Raw genomic sequence first — 22787 nt, forward strand, 5'->3', positions numbered from 1 at the left:
CCCGCTCAGCGCTCAGGACGCGGCGAGCGCGGGGCGGACGGCGGTGACGACGCCGTCCGGCTCGCGCAGCGCCGGGTGCGTCGCGACCACCCCGGTCACGACGTCCCGGTCCGCATGCTCGACCGGGTCGACGACGATTCGGCCGTCCTCCCTGAGCTGAGCAACGTTGCGCCGGACCGCTGGATTGCGCCACATCGCGGTTCCCATGTGCGGGAAGAACAGCACCGGGCGTTCGGTCGCCAGCAGCACCGTCGTCAGCCGGTTCGGTGCCGCGCCTGCCGCGGCGGCGGACAGGACGTTCGCCGTGGCGGGCAGCACCAGGACGATGTCGTGGTCGGCGGCCAGCCGGGACGGCTTGTCGGTCGGCCAGTCCTCCGGCGCTTCCCGGGCGATCACCCGTTCCGCCGACAGACCCACCGCGTGCGGCGATAGGAAATTCGTCGCGGTGTGGGTCATGAGCACGGTGTAGGAGCCGCCGAACGCGGTTCGCAACGCACCGAGGTACTCCGGCAGCCGGGTCACCGCGATCGAACCGGTCGCACCGATGAGAAATCGTGTTTCTGGAGTCGCGAAATTGCTCACCTCGTCATTATTGAAACCGCATCGATGGAGGTCAAGAGATTATTCGAATTGACGGATCCGCATTCGACCATGCGTTTGTCCCGATATCTCGGGACGATTCTTTCGCCGCTGATGAGCGTCGCTCGCGGATGGAGGTCCGGCCAGGCGCACCGGACTGCCCGGCGTGCACGAGCCCGCCGGCGCGCGGACGAAGTCGTGTCCCCGAGCTCCAGCGCCGCGCGGAGCACTCGGCCGGGGCGCCTGGCTCAGGGCTGGGTGGTCCGCGGTGCCGTGCCGGTCGCGATGAGGGTGGTGGCGTCCAGGTCGTCGATCCCCTCGGCGCGCAGGTGCCCGAGGTAGCGATCGCGCACCAGCGCGACGTCCTCCGGGTCGAGTCCGGTCAGCGCTCCGCGGAAGCCCGAGCCGAGCACGACAAGCCACGCGAGTTCCGGGGTCATGGGCAGCGAGTGCTCGCGCATCGCCACGTCCACCTCGGACATGCCCAGCCCGGCGAGCCATGCCGCGAAGGGGGCCGGCCGGTTGATCCGATCGAACAGGTGGGGCTCCCGCGCGCGGGGGGTGCTCGCCGTGAGGTCCGCGACGGCGCGGCCGAGCTGCTCGCCCGCGGCCGCCATCGCACCCGCGCGCCAGATGGTGAACACCACGCGCCCGCCGGGACGGGTCATGCCGATCAGCCGCCGGGTGCCCGCCGCCATGTCGGGGAAGAAGAAGATGCCCAGCGCCGATTGCACGACGTCGTACCCGGTGCCGTCCCACGTCGTGACGTCCGCGCGATGGGTGCGCAGCTGCGGCAGCCCGGTGGCGCGCCTGCGCAGTTCGTCGACCATCGACGCCGACACGTCCACGGCGTCGACCACCCCCTCGGCGCCCACCAGACGGGCGGCGGGCAGGGCCGAGGCGCCGGTACCGCAGCACGCGTCGAGCACCCGCTGCCCCGGGCGGGGGTCGGCCGCCGCCGTGGTGTCCGCGCCGATCGGATCCCACAGGTGTTCGCCCAACGCCGCGAAATCCGCCGCGGCGAACGCTTCTCGGGGCCGCGCATCCTCATGTCGGGTCACGCGACCACACTAGACCGTACTGATAATCGTTGTCGATAGCTCAGCCGCCGTGGTGCCGAGCCGCGGCGGACGCCTACCGGCGGCGGGGCGCCTTCGCGGCTCCGGCGCGCCCTCTGCGTCCGGCGCGACAGCCGGCGGGGAAGGAGCTCGCCGACGGCCTCAGCGGCTACCGGTAGGGCGGTCGGCCACGCCGAGGCGGAGGTGTTCGCTGTGGTAGATCGCCTCGTCCAGGAGCTGGGCGACGTGGTTGTCGTAGAGGCTGTAGACGATGTGGCGCCCGGAGCGGGTGCCCACGACCAAGCCGAGGTTGCGGAGGAGTCGGAGCTGGTGGGAGACCGCTGACTGCTCCATGCCGACCGCTTCGGCGAGCGGGGTCACCTGTCGCGGACCGTGCCGCAGCTCGGTGAGGATCAGCAATCGGCTCGGGGTCGCCAGCGCCTGCAGGGTCGTCGCGACGTGTGCGGCGGCGTCGGCGTCCAGCCGTGCGGTCGGCCGGTCCTGTTCCTGCGCGCCGTGTCCCATGGCAGCAGTCTAGCCCCACCTATGCATGAAGACGTATTCATTCGTTCTGCTATGGTCGTGCTTCGACTCGAACCCGTGGAGGTGTCCAGTGGTTTCTCCGCCGGCGGCGTCGTCCGCCTCTGCAGAGCCGACCGTGCGGCCGGGCCCCGACGTGTCGTCGGGGAGGACGCGGTTGTTCGCCTTGGCGGAGGTGCGGTGGGCCTCGGCCGCGCTGGTGCTGTTCCTGGCGGGGCTGGTGGCGCAGTGGGCCGGTGGGCCCGCGTGGCTGTGGTGGGCGCTGTACCTGGCGTGCTGCGCGGCCGGCGGGTGGGAGCCGGGGCTGGCCGGGTTGCGGGCGCTCAAGGACAAGACGTTGGACGTCGACCTGCTGATGGTGGTCGCCGCCGTCGCGGCGGTGGCTCTGGGGCAGGTCGTGGAAGGCGCGCTGCTCATCGTGATCTTCGCGACCTCCGGAGCGCTGGAGGCGCTGGCCACCGCTCGTACGGAGGATTCGGTCCGCGGGCTGCTGGATCTGGCCCCGGACACGGCCACCCGGCTCGGTCCGGGCGACGTGGAGGAGGTCGTAGCGGCAGGTGAGCTCGCGGTCGGTGATGTCGTGCTGGTCCGCCCGGGCGAGCGGCTCACCGCCGATGGCGTGGTCGTGTCCGGGGCGAGCGAGGTCGATCAAGCGACGATCACGGGTGAACCCCTGCCGGTGGACCGCACCGCAGGCGACGAGGTGTTCGCGGGAACCGTCAACGGCACCGGGGCGCTGCGAGTGCGGGTGATGCGTCCTGCCGGGGAAACGGTCGTGGCACGCATCGCCGCTCTGGTCGAGCAGGCCACCCGGACCAAGGCCCGTACGCAGCTGTTCATCGAGAAGGTCGAGCAGCGCTATTCCATCGGCATGGTGATCGCCACGATCGCGGTCTTCACCGTGCCGCTGCTGTGGGGTGAAGACCTGGAGAGCGCGTTGCTGCGGGCGATGACCTTCATGATCGTCGCTTCGCCGTGCGCGGTGGTGCTGGCCACGATGCCGCCGCTGCTCGCGGCAATCGCCAACGCCGGGCGGCACGGCGTGCTCGTGAAGTCCGCCGTCGTCATGGAACAGCTCGGCACCACGACGCAGGTTTGCTTCGACAAGACCGGAACCCTCACCCGGGGCGTGCCGAGGCTCGCCGAGATCCGCGTGGTGCCCGGCGTGGAGATGACCGGCGACGAGGTGCTGCGCGTGGCCGCCGCGGCGGAGTTCCCGAGTGAGCACCCGCTGGGGGTGGCGATCGTGCGCGCGGCGCGGGAGCGCGGATTCGCACTGCCCAGTGCGGAGGATTTCGCCGCCCAGCCGGGCCGGGGCGTGTCCGCGCACGTCGAGGGTGTCCACGTCCGCGTCGGCTCGCCCGCGTTGCTCGGCGCCGAGGACGCGGCAGCCGTCGAGGAATTCCAGGGCGGCGGATTGACCGCCGTGGTCGTGCTGCTCGACGGCCGGGCGGTCGCGGTCCTGGGCATCGGAGATCAGATCAGGGACGAATCCGCATCGGCGACCGACGCGCTCACGCGGTTGACCGGGCGGACTCCGGTGCTGCTCACCGGCGACAACGCCGCCGCGGCCGGCGGGGTCGCCGCGAGCGTGGGCATCACCGATGTCCGGGCGGACCTGCTGCCGGAGCACAAGATCGCCGCCGTGCGGGAGATGCAGGACCGGGGGCAGCGCGTCGCGGCCGTCGGCGACGGCATCAACGACGCACCGGCCCTGGCCGCCGCGCACACCGGGATCGCCATGGGAGGCACCGGATCCGGGATGACCGTGCAGGCCGCCGACGTCGTCGTCGTGCGCGACGATCTCGCCGCACTTCCCGCAGCCATCGCCCTGTCCCGGAGAGCACGGCGGGTGGTCCAGGCGAACCTCGCACTCGCGGGCACGATGATCGCCGTGCTCGTGGTGTGGGATCTGGTGGGGACTTTGCCGATGCCGCTGGGGGTGGCCGGGCACGAGGGCTCCACGATCCTGGTCGCGCTCAACGGGTTGCGGCTGCTCCGCCGATCGGCCTGGGAACGAGCGCTCCAGAAGGCGCCGCGCTGAGGGCACGTTCGCCGCGGTCGAACCGGGCGGAGGGCGACCGGGCGGCCGTGCTGGCGAGTGTGCGCGGCCGTCCCGACCCCGTGCGCGCTGGCTGGCTCATGGAGCAGCTGCGGTGACAAGCCGGGATCCGATCCCGCTCCTGCGCATGCTGATCGTGCCACCGAGCATTGCGCTTCCCGATCGTCGAGGCCGACGGTTGCGCGATGTGCGACGCGGGCTGGGGTGGTGGTCGAGGGGCGGAGGGCCACGCGCCCCCGGGCCGGTGGGCGCGGCGGCCCCGTGCGGCCCGGCTGCCCACCAGGGCTGCTGTCAGGTCAGCTGGGCTAGTTCGTCGCGGGCGCTGGCGAGGTCGTCGACGAGGCGGTGGGCGTCGGTGGACAGGCTTTGGAAGGTCGGCCAGCGGTCCGGTGAGTCGAGTCCTTCCCGTTCCAGGCGGTTGCCGAGTTCCTGGCAGCACCGCTGGGTCCGGTCGAGGCGCTCGGCCAGTTCGCCGTCTTCGCCGAGGTCGGCCGCGGAGTGCACCTCGCCCAGCAGGCGGCACACCTCGGCCACCGAGGACAGCAGCTCGCCGTAGGAACCCAGCCACTGCTGCTGCGAGGCCGCGTCGGCCTCGTCGTCGGTGTCCAGCGCGCGGGCGACCGACTGCAGGTCGTTGACCACCCGGGCGAGCGCGTTGACCGTGAAGTAGTGCCCCGTGAACGACGGCGCCCGGGCCAGCAGCCTGCGCGGGTTGTACTGCTGGGACTCGGCGGCGTCGTCCACGCTCAGCCGCGCTTGCGTCGCGAGGCGGGACAGCTCCTGGGTGCGCTCCCACAGTTCCTGCGCCCGGTCCCGGGGCGGCAGGCCTTCGTTCACGGCGTCGGCGAACTCGGCGAGGCAGTCGGTCACCGACCGGCTCAGCGACCGGACGTTGTCCTCGGCCGGCTGGTAGCGCAACGGCGGCACGAGCACGAGGTTGGTGACCACCCCGATGACCGCACCGAGCACCACGAGCCCGCACAGCACCCCGAGCTGGATCCAGCTCGCGCGCCAGTCGGTGGCCTGGGCGAAGTACTGGTAGGCGAACATCACCGCCACCGCCACCTGCCAACCGTGGCTGCCCAGCCGCCGCCACTGCCCGATGAGCAGGGCGACGAGCACGATCAGCGGGAAGGTGAGCATGCCCTCGCCCAGCAGTGTGGTGAGGGCCCCGGCCAGGATGATGCCCCCGACCATCGCGATCACGTACCGCACCGAGTGGTGCACCGATCTCGACACCGTCATGTACACCATCAGCAGCGCCGAGAACGGCGCGAACGACGCCGCCTGCGCCTGCAGCAACTCCGCGGCGATCCACCACGACACCGTGGCCGCCACCGCGCTCTTGACCACCAGCAGCCCGGTATCGGCGTAACCGTGAAAACGCCCGAAGAGGGTCATACCACCACGCAGCATGCGTCCTGCTCGCCCCGTGCCCACGCCGTCCTGCGAGCCCCGGTTCTGACCTTCCACACCCATCCGACACCCCTCGCGAGAAGGCACCACCAAGACCATGACGCCAACCTGCGCTACCCGAACAGGCACGGGTTCACGCGTCGTGGCCGCGCCGGGACACAGGCGTGAGGACACGCCCGGTGGTCCGGGCGGTGCTGCGGTTCCAGTCCGAGGCCCGCCCGCTGGGAGGCGCCGCATGGCGGCTCGCTCGGTCCGGCCGGTTGCCGTGCCGCCGTACCGGGTAGCTGCGGGAGGCGCCCGAGCGGCGTCCTGCTGCGGGGCCGCTCGCGCAGGGCCGGGTGGCACGTCCTGCGTGGACGGGTGGCGCTGTCCGACCGCACCGCTCGCGACGACGAAGGGGTAGGGCAGCGATGTCGCGCAGGCCGGACAGCCTCCCTGGTCGAGTTCGCCGACACCCAAGCGCAGCACGGTCAGCCGTTCGAGTGGGCTGCTTTCTTGTACCGGTTTCTTCTCCGCCACCTTCGAGAACTGGCAATCGGAATGGCTCCAGCTCGTGTTCCAGGCCATGTTGCTGATGGGTGCCCAGCGCTGGCTGTTCCAGGTGGATTCCGAAGACATCGCGCGCATCGAGGACCCACTGGACGAACTGCTCCACCAGCGCCGGACATTCGAGCGAGCGGTGCGGCCAACACCGGCGCGTCGGTCCTGCGCGGGACCGGATCCCGGAGCCTTTCCGCTTGGCTTCCGCGGCATGCCGAGTCGCGGACATCGGACACGCCGGGATCTAAGGCGAGCCGCGCAGGCGGTCGTCGCCAGCCGAATTGGCGCGCGGGTTTGAACGGCGTGCCGAGGGGAATCCCGGAGCGGCCGTGGTGCTCGAACGCCTTCGAACGGCCACCGAGGAGGGAATGTCCATGCCGGCTCGACCGGCGGGACGGGAGGGCCGCCCGCCCAGCGCCGCTCGGACCGTGCGGGTGTCGGTGCCTGTTCCCCGGACCGGAGGCGGGCTCGCTGATCATGCGGTGTTGCCGGTGCGGTCCTACGCTCTGCCGTGCGCGGCGGGACGGCTGCTCGAAGCGGTGGTGCCGCGTGCGTCCGGTCCCGGCACGGCCACCCTTCACGGCACCCAGTCGCCATTCCAGGAGGTCTGATGTTCTTCCACCGGCAGGAGTTGCAGTTCAAGGCGGAGCCGGAACAGCCCGATGCCGTGTACGCCCGCAAGTTGCAAGAGGTGCTGGGGGCCAGTACGGCGAGATCACGGTGGCGATGCAGTACATGTTCCAGGCGTGGAACATGCACGTGCCGGGCAAGTACCGCGACCTGGTGTTCGGCATCGGTGCCGAGGAGTTCGGCCACGTGGAGATGCTGGCCACGATGATCGCGCAGTTGCTGGAGAAGTCGCCGCTGGGGATCACCGAGGAAGCGGTGCAGGCGGACCCGACCGTGGCGGCGGTGGTCGGCGGTACCGACGTGCAGCAGGCGATCGTGGCCGGTGCGGGCGCCCGCCCGGTCGACAGCATGGGCAATCCCTGGCAGGGCGCCTACATCACCGCCAGCGGCAACCTGCTGGCGGACTTCACCTCCAACGCCAACGCCGAGATGCAGGGCCGCACCCAGGTCGCCCGGCTCTACCACATGACCGATGACAAGGGCGTGCGGGACATGCTGTCGTTCCTGCTGGCCCGGGACACGATGCACCAGAACCAGTGGCTGGCCGCGGCGGCCGAGCTCCGGGAGCAGGGCGCCGAGGAGCTGCCGGTGCCCAGCAACTTCCCGCTGGCCAACGAGCACCGCGACGTGGCCTACCAGTACCTGAACTTCAGCGACGGCGGGAAGGCGTCCGAGGGCCCGTGGGCGTCCGGCCCGGCCCCCGACGGCAAGGGCGAGTTCAGCTACCACGACGGCACGACCACCACCGCCCCGATGCCCTCGCCCACGCACCCGGATTCCCGGTTCTACGGCACCACGGAACTGCCCAACGCGATGGAGAAGGCGGCCGGGACGGCGCAGGACAAGCTCAAGAAGGAATGACCGCCTCGGTCCATCGGGGAGGCGCGTGCAGCGCCTCCCGCATTCCTGCCCCGTGCGCGTGCACCGCGCGCACGGGGCTCCTCGCATTCGACGATGCGATCGGAGGTACGCCCGTGCAATCGGATCCGCCGCACCCCTCGGGTGCCGCGCCGCACTGCTACGTCCCCGACCGGTGCCTGGCGATCACCTCGCCGGACACGCGCGCGGCAGGGCACGAGCTGCACACCGAGGGGAGCGACCCGGCGGAGGCACCCGCACCGCACTCCACCCGGTCCGTGCGCGGAACCACGATTGCCGAGTCCGCTGCCCGCGATCACGGAACCGGTGGCGCGAGGAGGACGAGCAAGGTCGCGTGCAGGCACGACTGCGAACGGTGCTTGAGCACTTCGGCAGTGCGTCCCGTCACGCGGATGGGCACCGTGCCGCATTGGTGGGCGCACGATGAGGGCACCCGTGCCGGCGTCGGGCGCAGTGGTTCACGACTCTGCGTCCATAGCTGCCTGGTCCATGTGATCGCGGTTTGGCGATAGCCGTCCTGCGGGCAGTCTCGGGGGTGCGGTTCCCAGCCCGGGAACCGATCGGTAATGCAGGAGGTTGGTCATGGCGCAGGCGACCACGCACAAGGGTGATCTCATCGACGTCCTGGTCAAGGATCACCGTGCGGTGGAGGAGGCGTTCGGAACTTACGAGCGTGGTGGGCTGTCCGATGAGCACCGTCGCGCGCTCGTCGATCACATCATCACCGAATTGGTCCGGCACTCCGTGGCTGAAGAGCAGTACCTCTACCCGACGGCGCGGAAGAGCCTGCCGGACGGCGACGCGGTGGCCGATCACGAGATCGAGGAGCACGTCGGAGCCGAAGAGATCCTGAAAGAACTCGAGAGCTTGAGCCCGAGCGAAGCCGAGTTCGACCAGAAGGTCCGGAAGCTGATCAGCGAGATCCGGCACCACGTCGAGGACGAGGAGCGCGACCTGTTCCCACGGTTGCAGCAGGCCTGCGACCAGGAAGAGCTGCAGGAGCTCGGCGCCAAGATCGTCCGGGCGAAGGAGGTCGCACCGACTCGACCGCACCCGTCGGCACCGAAAACACCGCCCGCGAACATGATCCTCGATCCGGGCGCAGGCTTGATCGACCGGATGCGCGACGCGCTGTCGCAGCGCGGAAGGTGAGCTGGGGGCTCCGGATGAGCGAACAAGTGCGCGTGCTCAAGCTGGGGACCGGGGAGTTCGCGGCCGAGGTGCACGAGGGCGAGCAGGTCACTGAACACCGCGTGGTGGTCTCGGACCGGTTCCGCGACAAATTGCTCCTCGAAGGAGTGGACGAGCAGCGATTGGTCAGCGAATCCCTGAAGTGCCTGTTGCAGCAGCTCCCGGTCACGTCGCTGCCGCACGACATCGATCTGGACCAGGTGGACGAGAACGACCCCGAGTTCCTGCCCGAACTGCGTGCCCGCCTGGGCGAGCAGGCGCCGTAGCGCACCGGGCGCTGGACGCGCTGGACAGCGGTCGGCCGATTGCGGCGAGATCTATGCCAGGTCGCGGTAGTGGCGAAGGAGGTTGGTGAAGTTCCGCAGCTTGTCCACGGCGTCCTCGGGTACGGGGTCGGAGTGGAAGTGCATGACCTTGTTGCGGATCGAACGAATCTCCTCCAGACGTGCGATGAAAGCGGATCGGTCCAGGGGCCAACCCAACGTCTGCCACATCTCCTTGTTCTCCAGAACCCGCTGGTAGTCGCCCATCGTGAGCCGCTCGAAGCTCGTGACGTGCTTGCCGCAGACCGAGCGGACCTCTCCGATGTCGAAGGCGCGGGTCAAGATCCAGCGCAACGTCTGGTCCAGCTCGCCCACCTGGAAGAAGGGTGTGGCCATTTCGCCGTAGCGATGTGCCACGTCAGCCGTCGTGACGATGCCTTTGATCGCCTTCGTCTCGTCCAGGACGAACACGAAATCGCGCTGTTGCAGCGCGGGGAGGGTTTCGAAGAGGTCGCGGTCGTAGGAGACCACCTCCACGCGCGGGTTGATTGCGTCCGCGACACTCGCGTCGGGTTTCTGCTGCAGCGCGAGTGCGATCGAGCGCCAAGTCACGGCGCCGCGCACGTTCCGCGGGCCGCTGAGGACCGCGAGCTGGGAGAAGTCGTTGAGGGAGAGCTTCGTGATCGCCTCGGCCAGCGTGCTGTTGGGGCCGACGGACTCCACCCCGCACAATGGCGAGAGGTTTCCCACCGTGAGGCGGACATTCAGGTCGTCGTCCCCCTCGTCGTTCTCGGCGACCTGCACGTGGCCGTCATCCGGAGCCTCGGCGGTCTCGCTCCCCGCGGCGTCGTCGGGTGGCGTGGTCAGCGTGATCACCGCATCGAGCGTCACCGCGCGGAAGCTGGGCGAGGTCACTAACCCGTGGTTGGCCAGATCCGCTTCGATCTGGCCAACCTGGTCACCACGATCGGTCGCTCCCCAGAGCGCGAGGAGCTCGCGGACGGAGAGGAGCTCGGGATCGGCGTCCTCGGCGCGCCGACGTGCCTGCCGCAGGCGGTCGTGGACATGTTGCCGCGTGGCGTGCTCGTGCTGCCGAGGAACCCCGACCATCGTCCGGTCGAGCAGCTCCTGGCGAACCGCGTCCAGCAACCGGTCCTGCCCGACCACCGTCCATGCCCGCCAGCCGTCGACGGCCCGCATCCCCGCCGCGACCATGGCCGCCCGGGAAGGCGAACGGAACTCCTCGCCGTCGGGTTCGAGCCGGATCCGGCCCTTGTCCGTCACCGTCGCGCAATGGGTTGTCCCGATGCGGTTGCGTGCGAACCTGAGCGCCGCGCCGGGTTGGATCAGGCCGGCTTCCAGCAGATCCGACACCATGACCCGGCGACCGTCGATCAGGTACTTCGCGCGGCGGCTCGTCTCGTCATTGTCCGCCGCCGCGTCCGAAGCCATCCGTGCTCACCACTTCCGCAGCCCGGCGAACTTGCGCCGGGCACCGATCGCCTGGTTGAGCACTCTCCGCTTGAGCTCCGCCCGAGACAGGCGTTCCACCCGGGTGAGCTGCAACTGGGCGGCAACGGCCAGCAGGGCCTCCCGGTCCAGGCCCAGCGAGTCGAGGTAGCTGGAGCCCTCTTCTTCCGTGTCGGTCTCGCGCAGCCGCGCGGCGATGGCCACGGCCTCGGCGTTCGTTCGCGCGGTTCCGCTCGGCGGCACCGGGTTCGCAGGCCGGGCCTTCTGCTCGGTCGATGTCCCTTCGGCCCCGGGATCGTCCAGTCGCCCGGAGTCCTGGGTGTCGCGGTGAGCCACGGGTTCGTCGACCCGGTCGGGACCGAAGTCGGCGAGGAGGTCCAGGAGCGCGGTGCGGGTGAGCTTGCTGTAGCGGGTGAGACCGCACAGCTTGGCCACCTTCCGCAGCCCTGGCACAGAGAACCCCGCCGCGTGCAGGTAATCCCGCCGCTCGGTCGCCGAACTCAGCTTCGGGAGGTCCTGCGCCGCCTGCAACGGACCGCGGGACGGTGGTGCGGCAGGGGGACTGCTTCGGGCGTCCCGGCGCGGTTCGGGGCCGGCCTGTGACCCATCATCGCGGAGAGCGGCCAACCGGGACGTGCCGCTGATGATGTCGTCGAGCGCGGTATCGTCCTGTTCCGCCAGGAACTCGTACCACCGGGCGTTCAGCGCGATGAGCTTCCGCAGGTCGTTCATCGGTCGCCGCCCGAGGACAACGCGAGCGCACCCAGGACCTCGTCGGCCAGCTCGTCGAACTCCCTGACGACCTCGTCCTTGCTCGTGGCGCGGAGCATCGCCGGTACACCGCCCTCCCCTGAGCTGCCGAAGTGGCGAGTGCTGTTGCGAATTTTGCTCTTCAGCACGGGTACCCGGGAATTCAGGTGCACCTGATCGATGTAGGTCTGCTGAGCGGCGGTGACCTGTTGCGAATATATCTGCACCATGGTGAAGACCACGCCGAGGAACTCGGAGGTGATCGGACGGTGGTCGTCGGACCCGCCCCGGTGGTCGACGAAGTCGTTGAACTGCTGCTTCAGCTCATCGCAATTGCCCACGAGGTAATCCAGTCCCAACGTGGACAGGTAGTCCGCCTTGGCCGGTACGAGTACGTGCTCGCTGGCGACGATCGCCGTCTTGGTCACGAGCCCGAAATTCGGTGCGCAATCGAGAAGCACCAGATCGTACTGGCCGAAGTGCTCGTCTTCCAGCGCGCGCCGGAGGCAGCCGTGCAGATCGAGGAATCTCCGCTTCGACGCGTTCAGGGTGGTGGTTCCACCGAGCAGCGCGGCGAGTTCGAGGTCGATGTTGATAAGACCGAGGTGGGAGGAGATCAGGTCGAGTTTGCCGGTCGTGCCGCCGAGCGCCTTGTTGACCGGTCCTGGGGTGAGAACGAGATCCGCCAGCGAGATGTTCCGCCCCGGCATCTCGCCCTCGTACCACTGCTTGATGGTCCCCTCGTCCTTGATCCGGTCCTGCCATTCATCGATCGAAAAGAAGGAGAAGGTCAAGTTGGTCTGCGGGTCGAGGTCGATGAGGAGCACGCGCAAACCGCGGCTCGCGGCGACCGCGCCGAGATTCGCGGTAAGAGTCGTCTTCCCGACTCCGCCCTTGTAGTTCATCACAGCTACGATCCGCAAAAGTTCCCCACGCTCCTCGGCGCCCCACAATGCGGTGAACGATGCTCGATATCACTCGTCGATCTGGCTCGATGACCTTTGCAGAGACCGCGCCAGGAGGACAACCGGCCAGCAGTCGCATCGACACGAATGTACGCAGGGTGCTGGCCCGTTCGCCGCAACGGGTTCGCGGGACGCCGCTGGGGCGGGAGGTGGTTGGCACTCACTCCTGGCGAGGCGGAGGAGTGCGCCGGGATTTCCCCGGGGCGTCACGTAGCACGACCTCGTCGACATGGCCGAGACGGCGCGGCCGCCTGCGCGTTCTGCAGCTGGGCAGCGACGTGGTCCGAGGTCGGACGGCTGGGCATGAAGCTGCGGGCACGTCGCCACGCGTGTGCGGGACCGGTGGCGTCGCGGAAGCACCTTCGCTGGGCATATTTGACAAGATAGTGCTATATAGTCAAGTATGCATACTGGTTGCCGCGGGGAGGAGAACAGGTATGGCGAGCAGGAGTGCTGAGGCCGGTCACGGTCGCGAGGCCGGCTCCGTCCCGGCGAGCCGTGAGGAAGTGATTCTCGACGCGGCGCTCCAGGTGTTCCTGCGCTTCGGGTACCGCAAGACCTCGATGGACGAGGTCGCCCGCGCCGCGGACTTCTCACGACAGGGCCTCTACCTGCATTTTCCCGGCAAGCAGGCGCTGTTTCACGCGACCATCGAACGCATGGTCGGCCAGGTCCGCACCGCGGCGTTGACCGCGCTGGAGCGCGAAGATGTCGACCTGCCCCAGCGGCTGGCCCTGGCGATGACCGCTCTGCACGGGGGTGCGGTCGACGCGGACCGCGCCGTCGTGCGCGAACTCCTGCAGACCGCCGCCGATATCAGCGGCCCGTTGCTGGACCGGCTCCACGACGACGTGGTCGCCGAGATCGCCGACCTGCTGCGGGTCACCGGCGTCGAAGCCCAGTGGCGGGACGCCGGATTGAGCGCCACCGAGTTGGCCGAGCACCTCTACCTGATCAACCCGGCGGTCGCTCAGTCCGGCAGCGATACCGCGCGGCAGTACGAGGCCCTGCACACCGCCGCCCGCATCATCACCCGCGGGCATTCCGGCTGACCGCCCCGGGGGAACCGCCCTTCCGGCAGCGGCTTCATCCGGCCGGTGCGGGCCGGGACCACCGCGACCCACCGGCGCCGGTCACCGGACGACACAACGACCGACTGCGAAACAGGAGCGCACCATGACCGTACGAGCCCATGCGGTGAAGCACGCGAGCGGGCCCACTGAGCTGCACGAGTATGAGCCCCGGCCGCTCGGTCCGCTGGAGGTGGACGTCACCGTCACCCACAGTGGCATCTGCCACACCGACCTGGGGATCATCGACGACCACCACGGCTACGCGCGTTTCCCGCTCGTCGCCGGGCACGAGGCCATCGGCGTGGTCAGCGCCATCGGTTCCGCCGTCGACCCGCAGCTGCTGCCCATCGGTCAGCGGGTCGGCGTCGGCGCCATCGCGGGTTCCTGCTCGCGGTGCGAATGGTGCCTCACCGGTTCACAGCACTTGTGCCCGGACCGGGACGACACGGTCCTGCGCGGCATGGGCGGAACCTTCGCCAGCCAGGTGCGGGCCAGCGACTGGCGCCACGTCCCGTCGATCCCGGACGCCCTGGAATCCCAGGAGGCCGGTCCGCTGCTGTGCGCCGGCACCACCGTGTTCAACGTCGTCGTCGAGCATGGCGTCCGCCCCACCGACCGCGTCGCCGTGGTCGGTATCGGTGGCCTGGGGCACCTCGCACTGCAAATCCTCGCCGCTTGGGGCTGCCACGTCACCGCGATCTCCACCAGTGACGACAAGGCCGACGACGCGCTCCGCTTCGGCGCCCACGCCTTCCGCAACGCCCGCGAACTGCCGCGCGTCCGCGACGAGTTTGACTTCGTGCTCGACACCGTCGGCGCCGACCTGCCCTGGGACGACTACTTCGCTGCCCTGCGCCCGCGCGGCAAGCTGTGCGTCGTCGGTTTCCCGGCCAGCCCCTTCACCATCAGCCCGATCAGCGTCCTCCCCGCCGAGAAGTCGCTGGTGTCGGCCGTGGTCGGGCCCCCGGTCGTCACGCGCCGGCTCCTCGATTTCGCCGCCCTGCACGACATCCGCGCCGAAGTGGAGGTCTTCCCCGCGGAACGGATCGACGACGCACTCGATCACGTCCGCAACGGCCGCGCCCGCTACCGAGCCGTCGTCGACTTCACGATGAGCGGGTGGACCCCGGCGCGGCTCCGGCGGAGCACGCCCTGATGCTGTGCACGAGGAAGGGCGCCCGGAGCGCGGTGGTGCCCGAGGTCGCCAGGCTCCGCGAGTTGCGGGGAGCCCGGCGGTCGGGCACCTCGGCAGCTCTGCCGGCGCGTGGCGGTGACATCGGGCGTTCATGCGGTGGTAGCGAGGTCCGTGTGTCCAGCAGACGTTCCTCGTGTACGGGCACAGGATTTTGACCGCATGCGTTCTGGCCGGGTCAGCACCGCGGAGGGTCCGATCGGCTGTGCCGACCGTCAGCGAACGAACCCGGTGTGGGCTGCGGGCTGCCCTGCCACCCGCCACCGGGTCGCCGCGTCCACGACCGCGGCGAGTTCCTCGCCGGATCCGCGGCGTTGCGGGTACCCCGCACACCTGCCATGAACGGCCAGCAGAACGCCGCCAGCCGCTGCGGTGGGTGGCTGTGATGACCAAGGTGGTCCGGCCGCCGGCCCAGCGGCTCGTGGCCAACCGCCGCACGGCGGTGTGGCGACGGCTGCCTTCGGATCCGCAGCGGCGACACCGCTCGTCCGGCTCGAAACCCGGCGGGCCTGAACTGCGCCGTCGGGATTCGAGCCGCGGCCCGGTCACTTCGGGCTGCGACCTTTCAGCGGAGCGTCTCGCCACGGCGTAGGGCTGCTCAGCCGTCGCGGGTGTTGTGGTTCCGCGGCCGTTGGGAATCAGGCGGTGATCATCGCGGCGAGCTGGCGGGCGCGGTCGTGGGCGTCGGGCAGGGATGCCTCGTGCTTCGGGAGGAGCTCGGCCAGGGACGGCGAGTGGAGTGCCAGTGTCAGCTCGGGAACCACGGTGGTCACATCGAGGCCCAGCTGCCCCTCATGTCCGAGCGCGGTCTCGGTCGTGGGCACCACGTAGTCGGGGCCGTGGTTGGGCGCACCGGGAGCGCAGCTGCCGCCTCGGGCGGAGATCAGCACCGCCTGTCGGCCGGTCTTCGACCCCCGGACCGAGTTGACCGCTCAACCATCCTGCTCACCTCACTAGTAGTGCGTAACAACATCATGAGTGAGTGAGCGGGGCTTGCAAAAGGCACTTCGAAGTGCGTCAGCAATCGCCCGTCGGAGTGACGGCCGGAGGCGGACCCGGGCGAACTCCTTCAGACTGATGGTTGTTGGTCGGGCAGTCCGGCGGGGTCGGCGCTGTAGGCGACCATCCAGTTGGGGTCGATGCGGTACCACACGTTCTCGTCCCAGAACGGATCGTCGCCGTCGCCGTCGTAGTGGTGGACGAGGTAGTCGCGGACGGTCGGCCAAGTCGGGTCGCTGCTCGTCGCCTCGGGGTTCAGCGGAACGGCGTGTCCATGCGTGAAGATGCCGAGCTGCTCGCCGCGCATGAAGGTCGCGCTGATGGCGGACCGCGCCGCGAGATGGCGGGCTTTGGCGGCCTGGCGGTGGGTGCCGACGATCCAACTGCCGTGCAGGAAGTGCCCGTCAGCGCCGCTGATGCGTGGCTCACCGCGCCGGGTGACTGTGGCGATGGCCAGGGTGCACATGCCTTGGCAGACTCGGACGACCTGTTCGGCGTCCAAGGTGCTTTCACCTGGCCGGACGATCGATTTGAGGTGGCTGCTGGAGCCGGCCCAAGACGTGTCGAGCAGGACCTGGAGGCTGTGGAGCTCGTCGGTAGTTTCGAACATCCGGTCAGGTAACCAGCTCCCACCGACAGTGTCGGCTCAGCGCGCAGTCGCCGACCGGGCGTGGGCGAGTGGGTCGATGATCGCGGCGCGGAGACGTGGGTCGATGACGGTGCGCGACCAGACCGTGCGCCGGTGGGGACAGCCCGGACCGACACGGTGGGGCCGGGCTGACATCCTCACGTGCGTGGCGGGACCTCGGGCGGCCCCGCACCGGCGTCGCGGCTCCTCCGCGCGGGGATCGCTGAGGCTGCGAACCGCATGCGCGGTCCAGCGGTGCCGCTCCCGGTCGGCACGGGGCCGTACCGGCGCTCGCCGGTCGCGCAACCGCCGAGCATCGCAACCGGCGCTCATCTCCAGTGAAATCGCGTTACCGGAAATGCTTGACATTGCCGGATATCGGTAACCGCAACCGCCGTTCCGGTGGCACCGGAATTGCGCGGATGTTGCGCGCAGAAGGCGATTAAGATCCTTGACTTCATTGCTCCGTGATCGATACATTCGGCGCCGAGATCCCTGTGCGAGGGGGAGTTCGGGGGCCTTGCCATTCCGTTCCGCCAGGGAAGGTTTGTGAATTGACCCCGATCGTTCACCAATTGTCTCTGAACGAGAATCACTGGCCGATGCTGCCGGGTGTGCACGAGGCCGCGTCGACGTCGCTCGCCTCGATCAACCTCACCGGTGACGCGCTCGCCGCGCGGCTGGAATCCCGGCTGGCGGCCGAACTCGGGACGATCCCCGGGCGCGTCGTGGCGGGTGCCGGCTCCGGGGCGCTGCTGCAACAGTTCCTGGCCGCGCACGCCGGGCCGGGCAGCACCGTGCTGCACACCTGGCCGTCGTTCGACCTCTATCCGCTGCTGATCCGCAACGCCGGCGCCGAGCCGGTCGCCGTGCCCGACGACCCCGGAGGCCGCCAGGACCTCGCCGCCGTGGCCGCGGCGGTCTCCGACCGGACCCGGGTCGTGCTGGTGTGCAACCCGAACAACCCCACCGGCGAGGTGCTCGGCCCGGACCGGTTGGCCGCGCTGCTCGACGCCCTGCCGCCGGACGTGCTCGTGCTCGTCGACGAGGCCTACCGCGAGTTCGCCGACCCGGACGCGATCGCCGACGCGGCGGAGCTGGCGGAGGTCGACCGGCGGGTGGCGGCGGTGCGCACGTTCTCCAAGTCGCACGGCCTGATCGGCCTGCGCGTCGGCTACCTCACCGGGGCCGAGGAGGTGGTGGCGCCGCTGCGCCGGACGACGCCGTTCCACCGCGTGCCCACCGTCGCGCAGGCGGCGGCGCTGGCCGCGCTCGACGCCGGTGGGCGGATGCGCCGCCAGTGCCGGGAGGTGGCCGCCGAGCGGGACCGGGTCCGCCGCGACCTGCGCGGGCTCGGCTTCGACGTCCCGCCGAGCGGGGGCAACTACCTGTGGGTCCGCCTGGGATCGCGCAACCAGGAGTTCGTCGATCACCTGGCCGCGCACGGGGTGGCCGTGCGGGAGATCGCCGGAGCCGGGGTGCGCGTCAGCACCGGCCTCCCGGTCGCCAACGACGCCGTGCTCGCGGCGGCCCGCGGCTTCGCCGGGCAGGGCGACCGCTCCGACGGGTTCGCGGGGGAGGCCGTCCGATGACCGAAACGATGAGCACGGTCCCGCTCCGCCCGGGCGCGGATGACGACGACCTCGCCGGGATCCGCGACGCGCTCGGGCGCAGGCGTCCCGAGTCCGGCGACCGGTTCGACGAGATGACCCGCTACGCGATGCTGGCGCCGGGCAAGCTGTTGCGCCCGATGATGCTCGTCGCGTCGGCCGAGGCGGTCGGCGGTCGCGATGCCGCCGCGCTCCCCGCCGCCGTGGCGATCGAGCACCTGCACGTGGCGTCGTTGGTGCACGACGACATCATCGACGGCGACGACCTGCGCCGCGGCCAGCCTTCGGTGCACGCCCGCTACGGCGTCGCCGACGCCATCGTGACCGGTGACGCGTTGCTGTTCGAGCTGTTCGACGCGGTCTCCGAGTGCGACGCGCCGCCGCGGACGGTGGTGGCGGTCATCTCCGAGCTCGCCCGCGCGGGCGGTGAGCTGTGCCGGGGGCAGGTGCGGGAGGCGGCGCTGGAGCCGCCGGGTGCCGGGCGGACGGGCAGCGCCTTGGCGGACTACCTCGAGGTGGCCGCGCTCAAGACTGGGGCCCTGTTCCGCGCTGCGTGCCGGGCCGGTGCGCTGCTCGGCGGCGGTACGCCCGAGCACGTCGACCTGCTCGGCGACTACGGCCACCACACCGGGATCGCCTTCCAGCTGCACGACGACCTGCTGCCGTACCTCGTCGACTCCCGGGCGTCGGGCAAACCCACCACCAGCGACGCGAGCAACCTCCGGCCGACCTGGCCGGTGCTGCTCGCCCACCGCGACGGCGGACCCGAGCACCGGGAGGCCGTCGAGACCGCGCTGTCGGGCGCGCTCCCCGCGGACGAGACGCTCGAGGTGCTCCGGTCCGCCGTGACCGGCAGCGGTGCGCTGGCCACCGCCCGCCGGGGCGCCCGGGAGCGTTCCGACCGCGCCGTCGCCAGGCTGGACGAGCTGCCCCGGCCCGCTGCCGCGCGCAGGCTCGCCCGCATCGCCACGATCGCCGCCGATCGTGACCGCTGAGATGCACGGCCGCCCCGCCGCGCTCCCGGTGCGCGGCGGGCGGGTGGCGGCGCACTGGCAGACCTGGCGGCCCTACACGACGTGCTACCCGGCGCTGCTCGGGCTGGCCGGAGCCCTGGTCGCGGGCGGGCGCGAGGCGGCCGAGCTCGTCGTCGCCGCGCTGGTGCCCGCCCTGGGCTGGCTCGCGGGGCACTACCTCGGCGACTACTTCGACCGGGACCTGGACGCGATCGCCAAGCCGCAGCGACCGATCCCCTCCGGTCGGCTGGCGCCGACCACGGCGGTGGCCTGCGGCGTCGGCTGCGCGGTGGCGTCGTTGGTGGCGGCGCTCGCGGTGAACTGGCGGATCCTGCCGGTGTTCGCGCTGGCGATGGGCGGGATCGTCGCCTACAGCACCGTGTTCAAGCGGATGGGGCTGGCCGGGAACCTCAGCCGGGGGGCGTTGTCGGCGCTCGCCCTGGTCATCGGTGCGATGACCGCGGCTCCGTGGCCGCCCTGGGCGATCGTCCCAGCGGCGGTGGTGTTCTTGCTGCACGACACGGCGTCCAACCTGATCGGCACGATGCGCGACGTCGACGGGGACCGGGCCGGCGGGTACCGGTCGGTGCCGGTGCGGCACGGGCCGGTGGTGGCGGTGCGGCTGGCCGCCGCGCTGTGGGCGGCCGGGACGGTGACGGTCGGCCTCGGCGCCGTCCACGCGGCGCGACCTGGTGCGCAGCTCGGGCTGCTCGCGGTCGCGGCGGTCGTCGGCGGGTGCGCCCTGGCAGCGGTCCGCCCCGGGGCCGCGACGGCGCGGCGCGCGCTGCGGTCGCACGAGCTGCTGGTCGCCGAGCGGCTCGTGCTCGCCGGTGCGGTGGTGGCGGGCGCGGTCGGCCTCGGGCCCGCCGTGGCGCTGCTGGTGCCCGCGCTCGCCTTCTCGATCGTCATGCAGGCCCGGATGCGGGCCCGGCACGAGTTCCCGGCCACCGCCGGGGGCGGAGAGGACACGCCATGAGATCGGTCCGCACCGGTACCGGCCGGATCCCGGACGAACTCCCGACCGCCATCGCGGGCGGCGCCGAGGCGCTGCTGCGGGCGCAGCGGCCGGACGGGGTCTTCGACTTCGGCGCGGACGGCCTGCGGTCCACGCTGGCGACGGCGGGTGCGGTCACCGCGCTGCACTTCGCGGACCCGGGTGGTGCCGCCGACCTGATCGCCGCGGGTGCCGAGCGGCTGCGCCGCACCCAGGACGACGACGGCGGGTGGGCGATGGTGCCCGGTCTGGCCAGCGAGCAGGGCCCGACGGCGGTGTCGGCGGCGACGCTGCACCTGGTGGATCCGGTCGGCAGCGCCGAGCAGGTCGCGGCGGGCCGGCGGTGGATGGACGACCGCGGCGGGCTGGAGGCGATCCCGCACCCGGAGGTCCTGCTGTGGTGCCGGCAGTTCTACGGGTTCGCCGGCTGGCTCGCCGCGCAGGACATGCGCCGCTTCCCGCTGGAGCTGGCGATGCTGCCGGCGCTGTACCGGCGGGTGTTCGACCTGCGGCTGCCGATGGCCTCGGCGCTCGGGCTCGCGCAGACCCGGCACCGCCCGCTGACCCGGGTGCAGCGGCTGCTGGCCCGCCGGGCCGAGCCGCACGCGCTGCGCGTGATCCGGCAGGCCTACGAGCACGAGGGCGCCGTCGGGTCCTGGTCCGAGGACGCCTGGGTGACCGGCTTGGTCTGCACCGGGCTGGCGCGGGCCGGTCTGGGGCAGGACATGGTGGACGCGGCGGTCGGGTGGCTGCGGCGCGGGATGCACCCCGACGGCTCGTGGGCCACGACCCCGCTGGACTCGGCCTGGACGATGTACGCGGTGCGGGGCCTGATCGAGGCCGGTTACCGGGACGATCCCCGGCTCGCGGCCTCGCGGGAGCTGTTCGTCCGCAACCAGCAGCACGAGCCCTTCCTGGCGTTCGGATGCCCGCCGGGGTTCTGGGGCTGGACCGGGAGCCGGGGGTGGCCGGCGGTGCTGGAGACCGGTGAGATCGTCTCCGCGCTGTCCCGGCTGCCCGGCACGGGGCAGGCCGACGCCGTCCGGCGGGGCGTCGAGTGGCTCAGCGACCGGCAGGACGACCGCGGTTCCTGGGGGCTTTGCGTCCGCAACACCCGGGTCGCCAACAGCGGCCCGTGCCCGATGACCACCGCGCAGGCCGTGGACGCCCTGCTCGACGCGGGCGTCGCCGCAGGTGACCGTCGGATCCGGCGGGCGCTGCGCTGGCTGGGCCGGGCGCAGCTCCGCGACGGGGCCTTCGAGTCGGTCTGGTACCGGGAGCACGCGATGGGTACTGCGGCGGTGCTGGAGACCTTCGCCCGGTGCGGGCAGGCGGGGGCCGCGCCGGCGGTGCGGGCGAGGGAATGGCTGACCCGCGCCCGCAACGCCGACGGTTCCTGGGGCGATGGCCACGGGGCTCCCGGAACGGTCGAGGAGACCGGGTGGGTGGTGTCGTCGCTGCTGGCGGCGGGGGCCGACCCGGCCTCGGTGGAGACCGCGATCCGGTGGCTGCTGGACGCCCGCCTGCCCGGGGGCGGGTGGCGGCCGGAGCCCGTGCACGAGTACGTCCGTCGGGTCAGCAGGTACGCCAACCCGGGGTTCACCCACGGCATGGCGCTCCGGGCGCTGGGCCGGTATCGGGAGGCGATCCGATGAGCGCCCGGCACGACGTCGTCGTCTGCGGTGCGGGGGTGGCCGGCCTCGCCGCCGCGTGCGCGCTGGGCCGGCTCGGGCACCGGGTCCTCGTGCTGGAGAAGCGCCCCGCGCCCCAGCCCGTGGCCAAGGGGGAGGTGCTGCAACCGGGTTCGCTGGCCGTGCTGCGGGAGTGGGGCGTGGCCGACCGCCTGGAGCGGGCCGGCGCGTTGCGGCTGACGAAACTGGTCGCCCGGGCCGCGGATGGCCGGCCGCGGATGGTCCTCGACTACGGCAGGCTCCCGACCGAGCAGCCCTGGCTGCTGGCCCACGACTACCCGGCGATCCTGGCGGCGCTGGCCGACGCGCTGCCGCCCGGGGTCGAGGTGCGGCGCGGGGTGGTGGTCCGCGAGCCGCTGCGCACCGGGGACCGGGTGACCGGGGTGCGGTGCGACGACGGCGACGTGCCCGCGTCGCTGGTCGTGGCCGCCGACGGGATCTCCTCGCGGGTCCGGCGCGCGGTCGGGCTGACCGCGCCGCGCCAGGACTACCCGCACCGGTTGGCGGCCTTCGAGCTCGACGGCGTGGCGGAGGTGGAACCGGACTTCTCCGCCTACGTCACCGAGAACGGGTTGCGGCTGCGCTATCCGCTGCCCGGCGGCCGTGCCCGGCTCTACGTCCAGGTCGGGCCGGACGAGCTGCGCGGGCTCGATGCCACCGGGCTGCGCCGGTGGACCGATCGGGTCCTGGACGGCTGCCCCGCGCTGGCCCCGCTGGCCGAGGCGTTCCGCGCCGGGGCGGGGGACCGGCAGGTGCTGCCGGTGTCGCGCTCCCTGGCCGCCACGCTGACCGCCCCCGGCCTCGCCCTGGTCGGGGAGAGCGGCCATTCGGTGCACCCGATGGCCGCGCAGGGCATGAACAGCGCCATCGCCGACGCCCACCAGCTCGCCGCGGTGCTGCGCCAGGGCGGCTCGCTCGCCGCCGACGTCGTCGACCACGCCTTGCGCCGCTACGACGCCGCACGTCGGCAGGACCTCCGGCACATCGGCCGGACCAGCCACAACGCGGCCCGGATGATCACCAGCCGGTCCTGGGTCGGCCGCCGGGCCCTCGCCGGGACGGGCGGCAACGACCGCATCCGCCACGAGGTCATGCACACCATGTCCGGGTTGGGGGTGCGGCGGCTGTCCCCGCTCGACCGGCTGCACCAGGTCGGGGTGCTGCCCGACCCGCGCTCCGGCAGGCTGCCCGCCTGGGTGCCCGCCGCCCCGGACCCCGCCGGATCCGGGGCGGCGAACCGGTGA

Annotated in this window: 19 protein-coding genes and 1 pseudogene; 11 read left to right on the plus strand and 9 right to left on the minus strand. The window is 71.5% G+C overall.

Annotated elements, in window-relative coordinates:
- Nucleotides 1-12: 12 nt before the first annotated feature.
- From ACQP0T_RS12425 to ACQP0T_RS12435, 3 genes are all read right to left on the minus strand, one after another.
- Complete coding sequence (locus tag ACQP0T_RS12425; RefSeq protein ID WP_433873140.1) at nt 13-582, minus strand: flavoprotein; 570 nt, start codon at nt 580-582, stop codon at nt 13-15.
- 245 nt (nt 583-827) lie between these two features.
- Complete coding sequence (locus tag ACQP0T_RS12430) at nt 828-1640, minus strand: class I SAM-dependent methyltransferase (RefSeq protein ID WP_433873141.1); 813 nt, start codon at nt 1638-1640, stop codon at nt 828-830.
- A 159-nt stretch (nt 1641-1799) separates the two neighbouring features.
- Entirely contained in the window at nt 1800-2162 is a 363-nt protein-coding gene (locus tag ACQP0T_RS12435; RefSeq protein ID WP_433873142.1) for an ArsR/SmtB family transcription factor, read from the minus strand.
- 172 nt (nt 2163-2334) lie between these two features.
- Here ACQP0T_RS12435 and ACQP0T_RS12440 point away from each other — a divergent pair, with 172 nt between their 5' ends.
- Nucleotides 2335-4221: a heavy metal translocating P-type ATPase gene (locus tag ACQP0T_RS12440; RefSeq protein WP_433873144.1), complete on the plus strand. Its 1887-nt coding sequence runs from the start codon at nt 2335-2337 to the stop codon at nt 4219-4221.
- Nucleotides 4222-4530: 309 nt separating this feature from the next.
- On the opposite strand, the gene ACQP0T_RS12445 is transcribed toward ACQP0T_RS12440, so the two are convergent.
- Nucleotides 4531-5655: an aromatic acid exporter family protein gene (locus ACQP0T_RS12445; protein ID WP_433873146.1), complete on the minus strand. Its 1125-nt coding sequence runs from the start codon at nt 5653-5655 to the stop codon at nt 4531-4533.
- Between the two features lie 1150 nt (nt 5656-6805).
- Between ACQP0T_RS12445 and ACQP0T_RS12450 the strand changes: the two are divergent.
- The 3 genes and pseudogenes from ACQP0T_RS12450 to ACQP0T_RS12460 all read left to right on the plus strand — a co-directional run bounded on the left by ACQP0T_RS12450 (nt 6806) and on the right by ACQP0T_RS12460 (nt 9161).
- Nucleotides 6806-7686 (plus strand): annotated as a pseudogene (locus tag ACQP0T_RS12450) (manganese catalase family protein).
- A gap of 600 nt (nt 7687-8286) precedes the next feature.
- Entirely contained in the window at nt 8287-8856 is a 570-nt protein-coding gene (locus ACQP0T_RS12455; RefSeq protein ID WP_433873148.1) for a hemerythrin domain-containing protein, read from the plus strand.
- Nucleotides 8857-8870: 14 nt separating this feature from the next.
- Nucleotides 8871-9161, plus strand: a complete 291-nt coding sequence (locus tag ACQP0T_RS12460) for a hypothetical protein (protein WP_433873150.1) — start codon at nt 8871-8873, stop codon at nt 9159-9161.
- 51 nt (nt 9162-9212) lie between these two features.
- Here the strand turns inward: ACQP0T_RS12460 and ACQP0T_RS12465 are convergent, their stop codons facing one another.
- The 3 genes from ACQP0T_RS12465 to ACQP0T_RS12475 are packed head-to-tail and all read right to left on the minus strand — an operon-like array spanning nt 9213 to nt 12286.
- The gene (locus ACQP0T_RS12465) at nt 9213-10610 is read right to left on the minus strand and encodes a hypothetical protein (RefSeq protein WP_433873151.1); all 1398 of its coding nucleotides are present in this window, start codon (nt 10608-10610) and stop codon (nt 9213-9215) included.
- A gap of 6 nt (nt 10611-10616) precedes the next feature.
- Nucleotides 10617-11360 carry a hypothetical protein gene (locus ACQP0T_RS12470; protein ID WP_433873153.1) on the minus strand — a complete coding sequence of 248 codons (744 nt, stop codon included), beginning with the start codon at nt 11358-11360 and terminating at the stop codon, nt 10617-10619.
- On the minus strand, nt 11357-12286 hold the full coding sequence (locus ACQP0T_RS12475) for a ParA family protein (protein WP_433873154.1): 930 nt from the start codon (nt 12284-12286) through the stop codon (nt 11357-11359). The genes ACQP0T_RS12470 and ACQP0T_RS12475 overlap by 4 nt, the downstream gene beginning before the upstream one ends.
- 563 nt (nt 12287-12849) lie before the next feature.
- Here ACQP0T_RS12475 and ACQP0T_RS12480 point away from each other — a divergent pair.
- The gene (locus ACQP0T_RS12480; protein ID WP_433873155.1) at nt 12850-13395 is read left to right on the plus strand and encodes a TetR/AcrR family transcriptional regulator; all 546 of its coding nucleotides are present in this window, start codon (nt 12850-12852) and stop codon (nt 13393-13395) included.
- A gap of 124 nt (nt 13396-13519) precedes the next feature.
- On the plus strand, nt 13520-14572 hold the full coding sequence (locus tag ACQP0T_RS12485; protein ID WP_433873156.1) for an NAD(P)-dependent alcohol dehydrogenase: 1053 nt from the start codon (nt 13520-13522) through the stop codon (nt 14570-14572).
- Nucleotides 14573-15246: 674 nt separating this feature from the next.
- On the opposite strand, the gene ACQP0T_RS12490 is transcribed toward ACQP0T_RS12485, so the two are convergent.
- Nucleotides 15247-15498 (minus strand): hypothetical protein, encoded by a 252-nt coding sequence (locus ACQP0T_RS12490; RefSeq protein ID WP_433873157.1) that lies wholly within the window; start codon nt 15496-15498, stop codon nt 15247-15249.
- 179 nt (nt 15499-15677) lie between these two features.
- A complete protein-coding gene (locus ACQP0T_RS12495; protein ID WP_433873159.1) occupies nt 15678-16217 on the minus strand; it encodes a pyridoxamine 5'-phosphate oxidase family protein in 540 nt (179 codons plus the stop codon).
- Between the two features lie 515 nt (nt 16218-16732).
- On the opposite strand from ACQP0T_RS12495, the gene ACQP0T_RS12500 reads away from it, so the two are divergent.
- The 5 genes from ACQP0T_RS12500 to ACQP0T_RS12520 are packed head-to-tail and all read left to right on the plus strand — an operon-like array spanning nt 16733 to nt 22787.
- Entirely contained in the window at nt 16733-17827 is a 1095-nt protein-coding gene (locus tag ACQP0T_RS12500) for an aminotransferase class I/II-fold pyridoxal phosphate-dependent enzyme (RefSeq protein WP_433873695.1), read from the plus strand.
- On the plus strand, nt 17824-18840 hold the full coding sequence (locus tag ACQP0T_RS12505; protein ID WP_433873160.1) for a polyprenyl synthetase family protein: 1017 nt from the start codon (nt 17824-17826) through the stop codon (nt 18838-18840). Before ACQP0T_RS12500 ends, ACQP0T_RS12505 begins: the two co-directional genes overlap by 4 nt.
- On the plus strand, nt 18830-19834 hold the full coding sequence (locus ACQP0T_RS12510; RefSeq protein WP_433873162.1) for a UbiA family prenyltransferase: 1005 nt from the start codon (nt 18830-18832) through the stop codon (nt 19832-19834). The genes ACQP0T_RS12505 and ACQP0T_RS12510 overlap by 11 nt, the downstream gene beginning before the upstream one ends.
- Nucleotides 19831-21507: a prenyltransferase/squalene oxidase repeat-containing protein gene (locus ACQP0T_RS12515; RefSeq protein WP_433873164.1), complete on the plus strand. Its 1677-nt coding sequence runs from the start codon at nt 19831-19833 to the stop codon at nt 21505-21507. Before ACQP0T_RS12510 ends, ACQP0T_RS12515 begins: the two co-directional genes overlap by 4 nt.
- Nucleotides 21504-22787: an FAD-dependent oxidoreductase gene (locus ACQP0T_RS12520; RefSeq protein WP_433873165.1), complete on the plus strand. Its 1284-nt coding sequence runs from the start codon at nt 21504-21506 to the stop codon at nt 22785-22787. Before ACQP0T_RS12515 ends, ACQP0T_RS12520 begins: the two co-directional genes overlap by 4 nt.

The sequence above is a fragment of the Saccharopolyspora sp. CA-218241 genome, from assembly GCF_050954615.1.
GTDB lineage: Bacteria > Actinomycetota > Actinomycetes > Mycobacteriales > Pseudonocardiaceae > Saccharopolyspora > Saccharopolyspora cebuensis.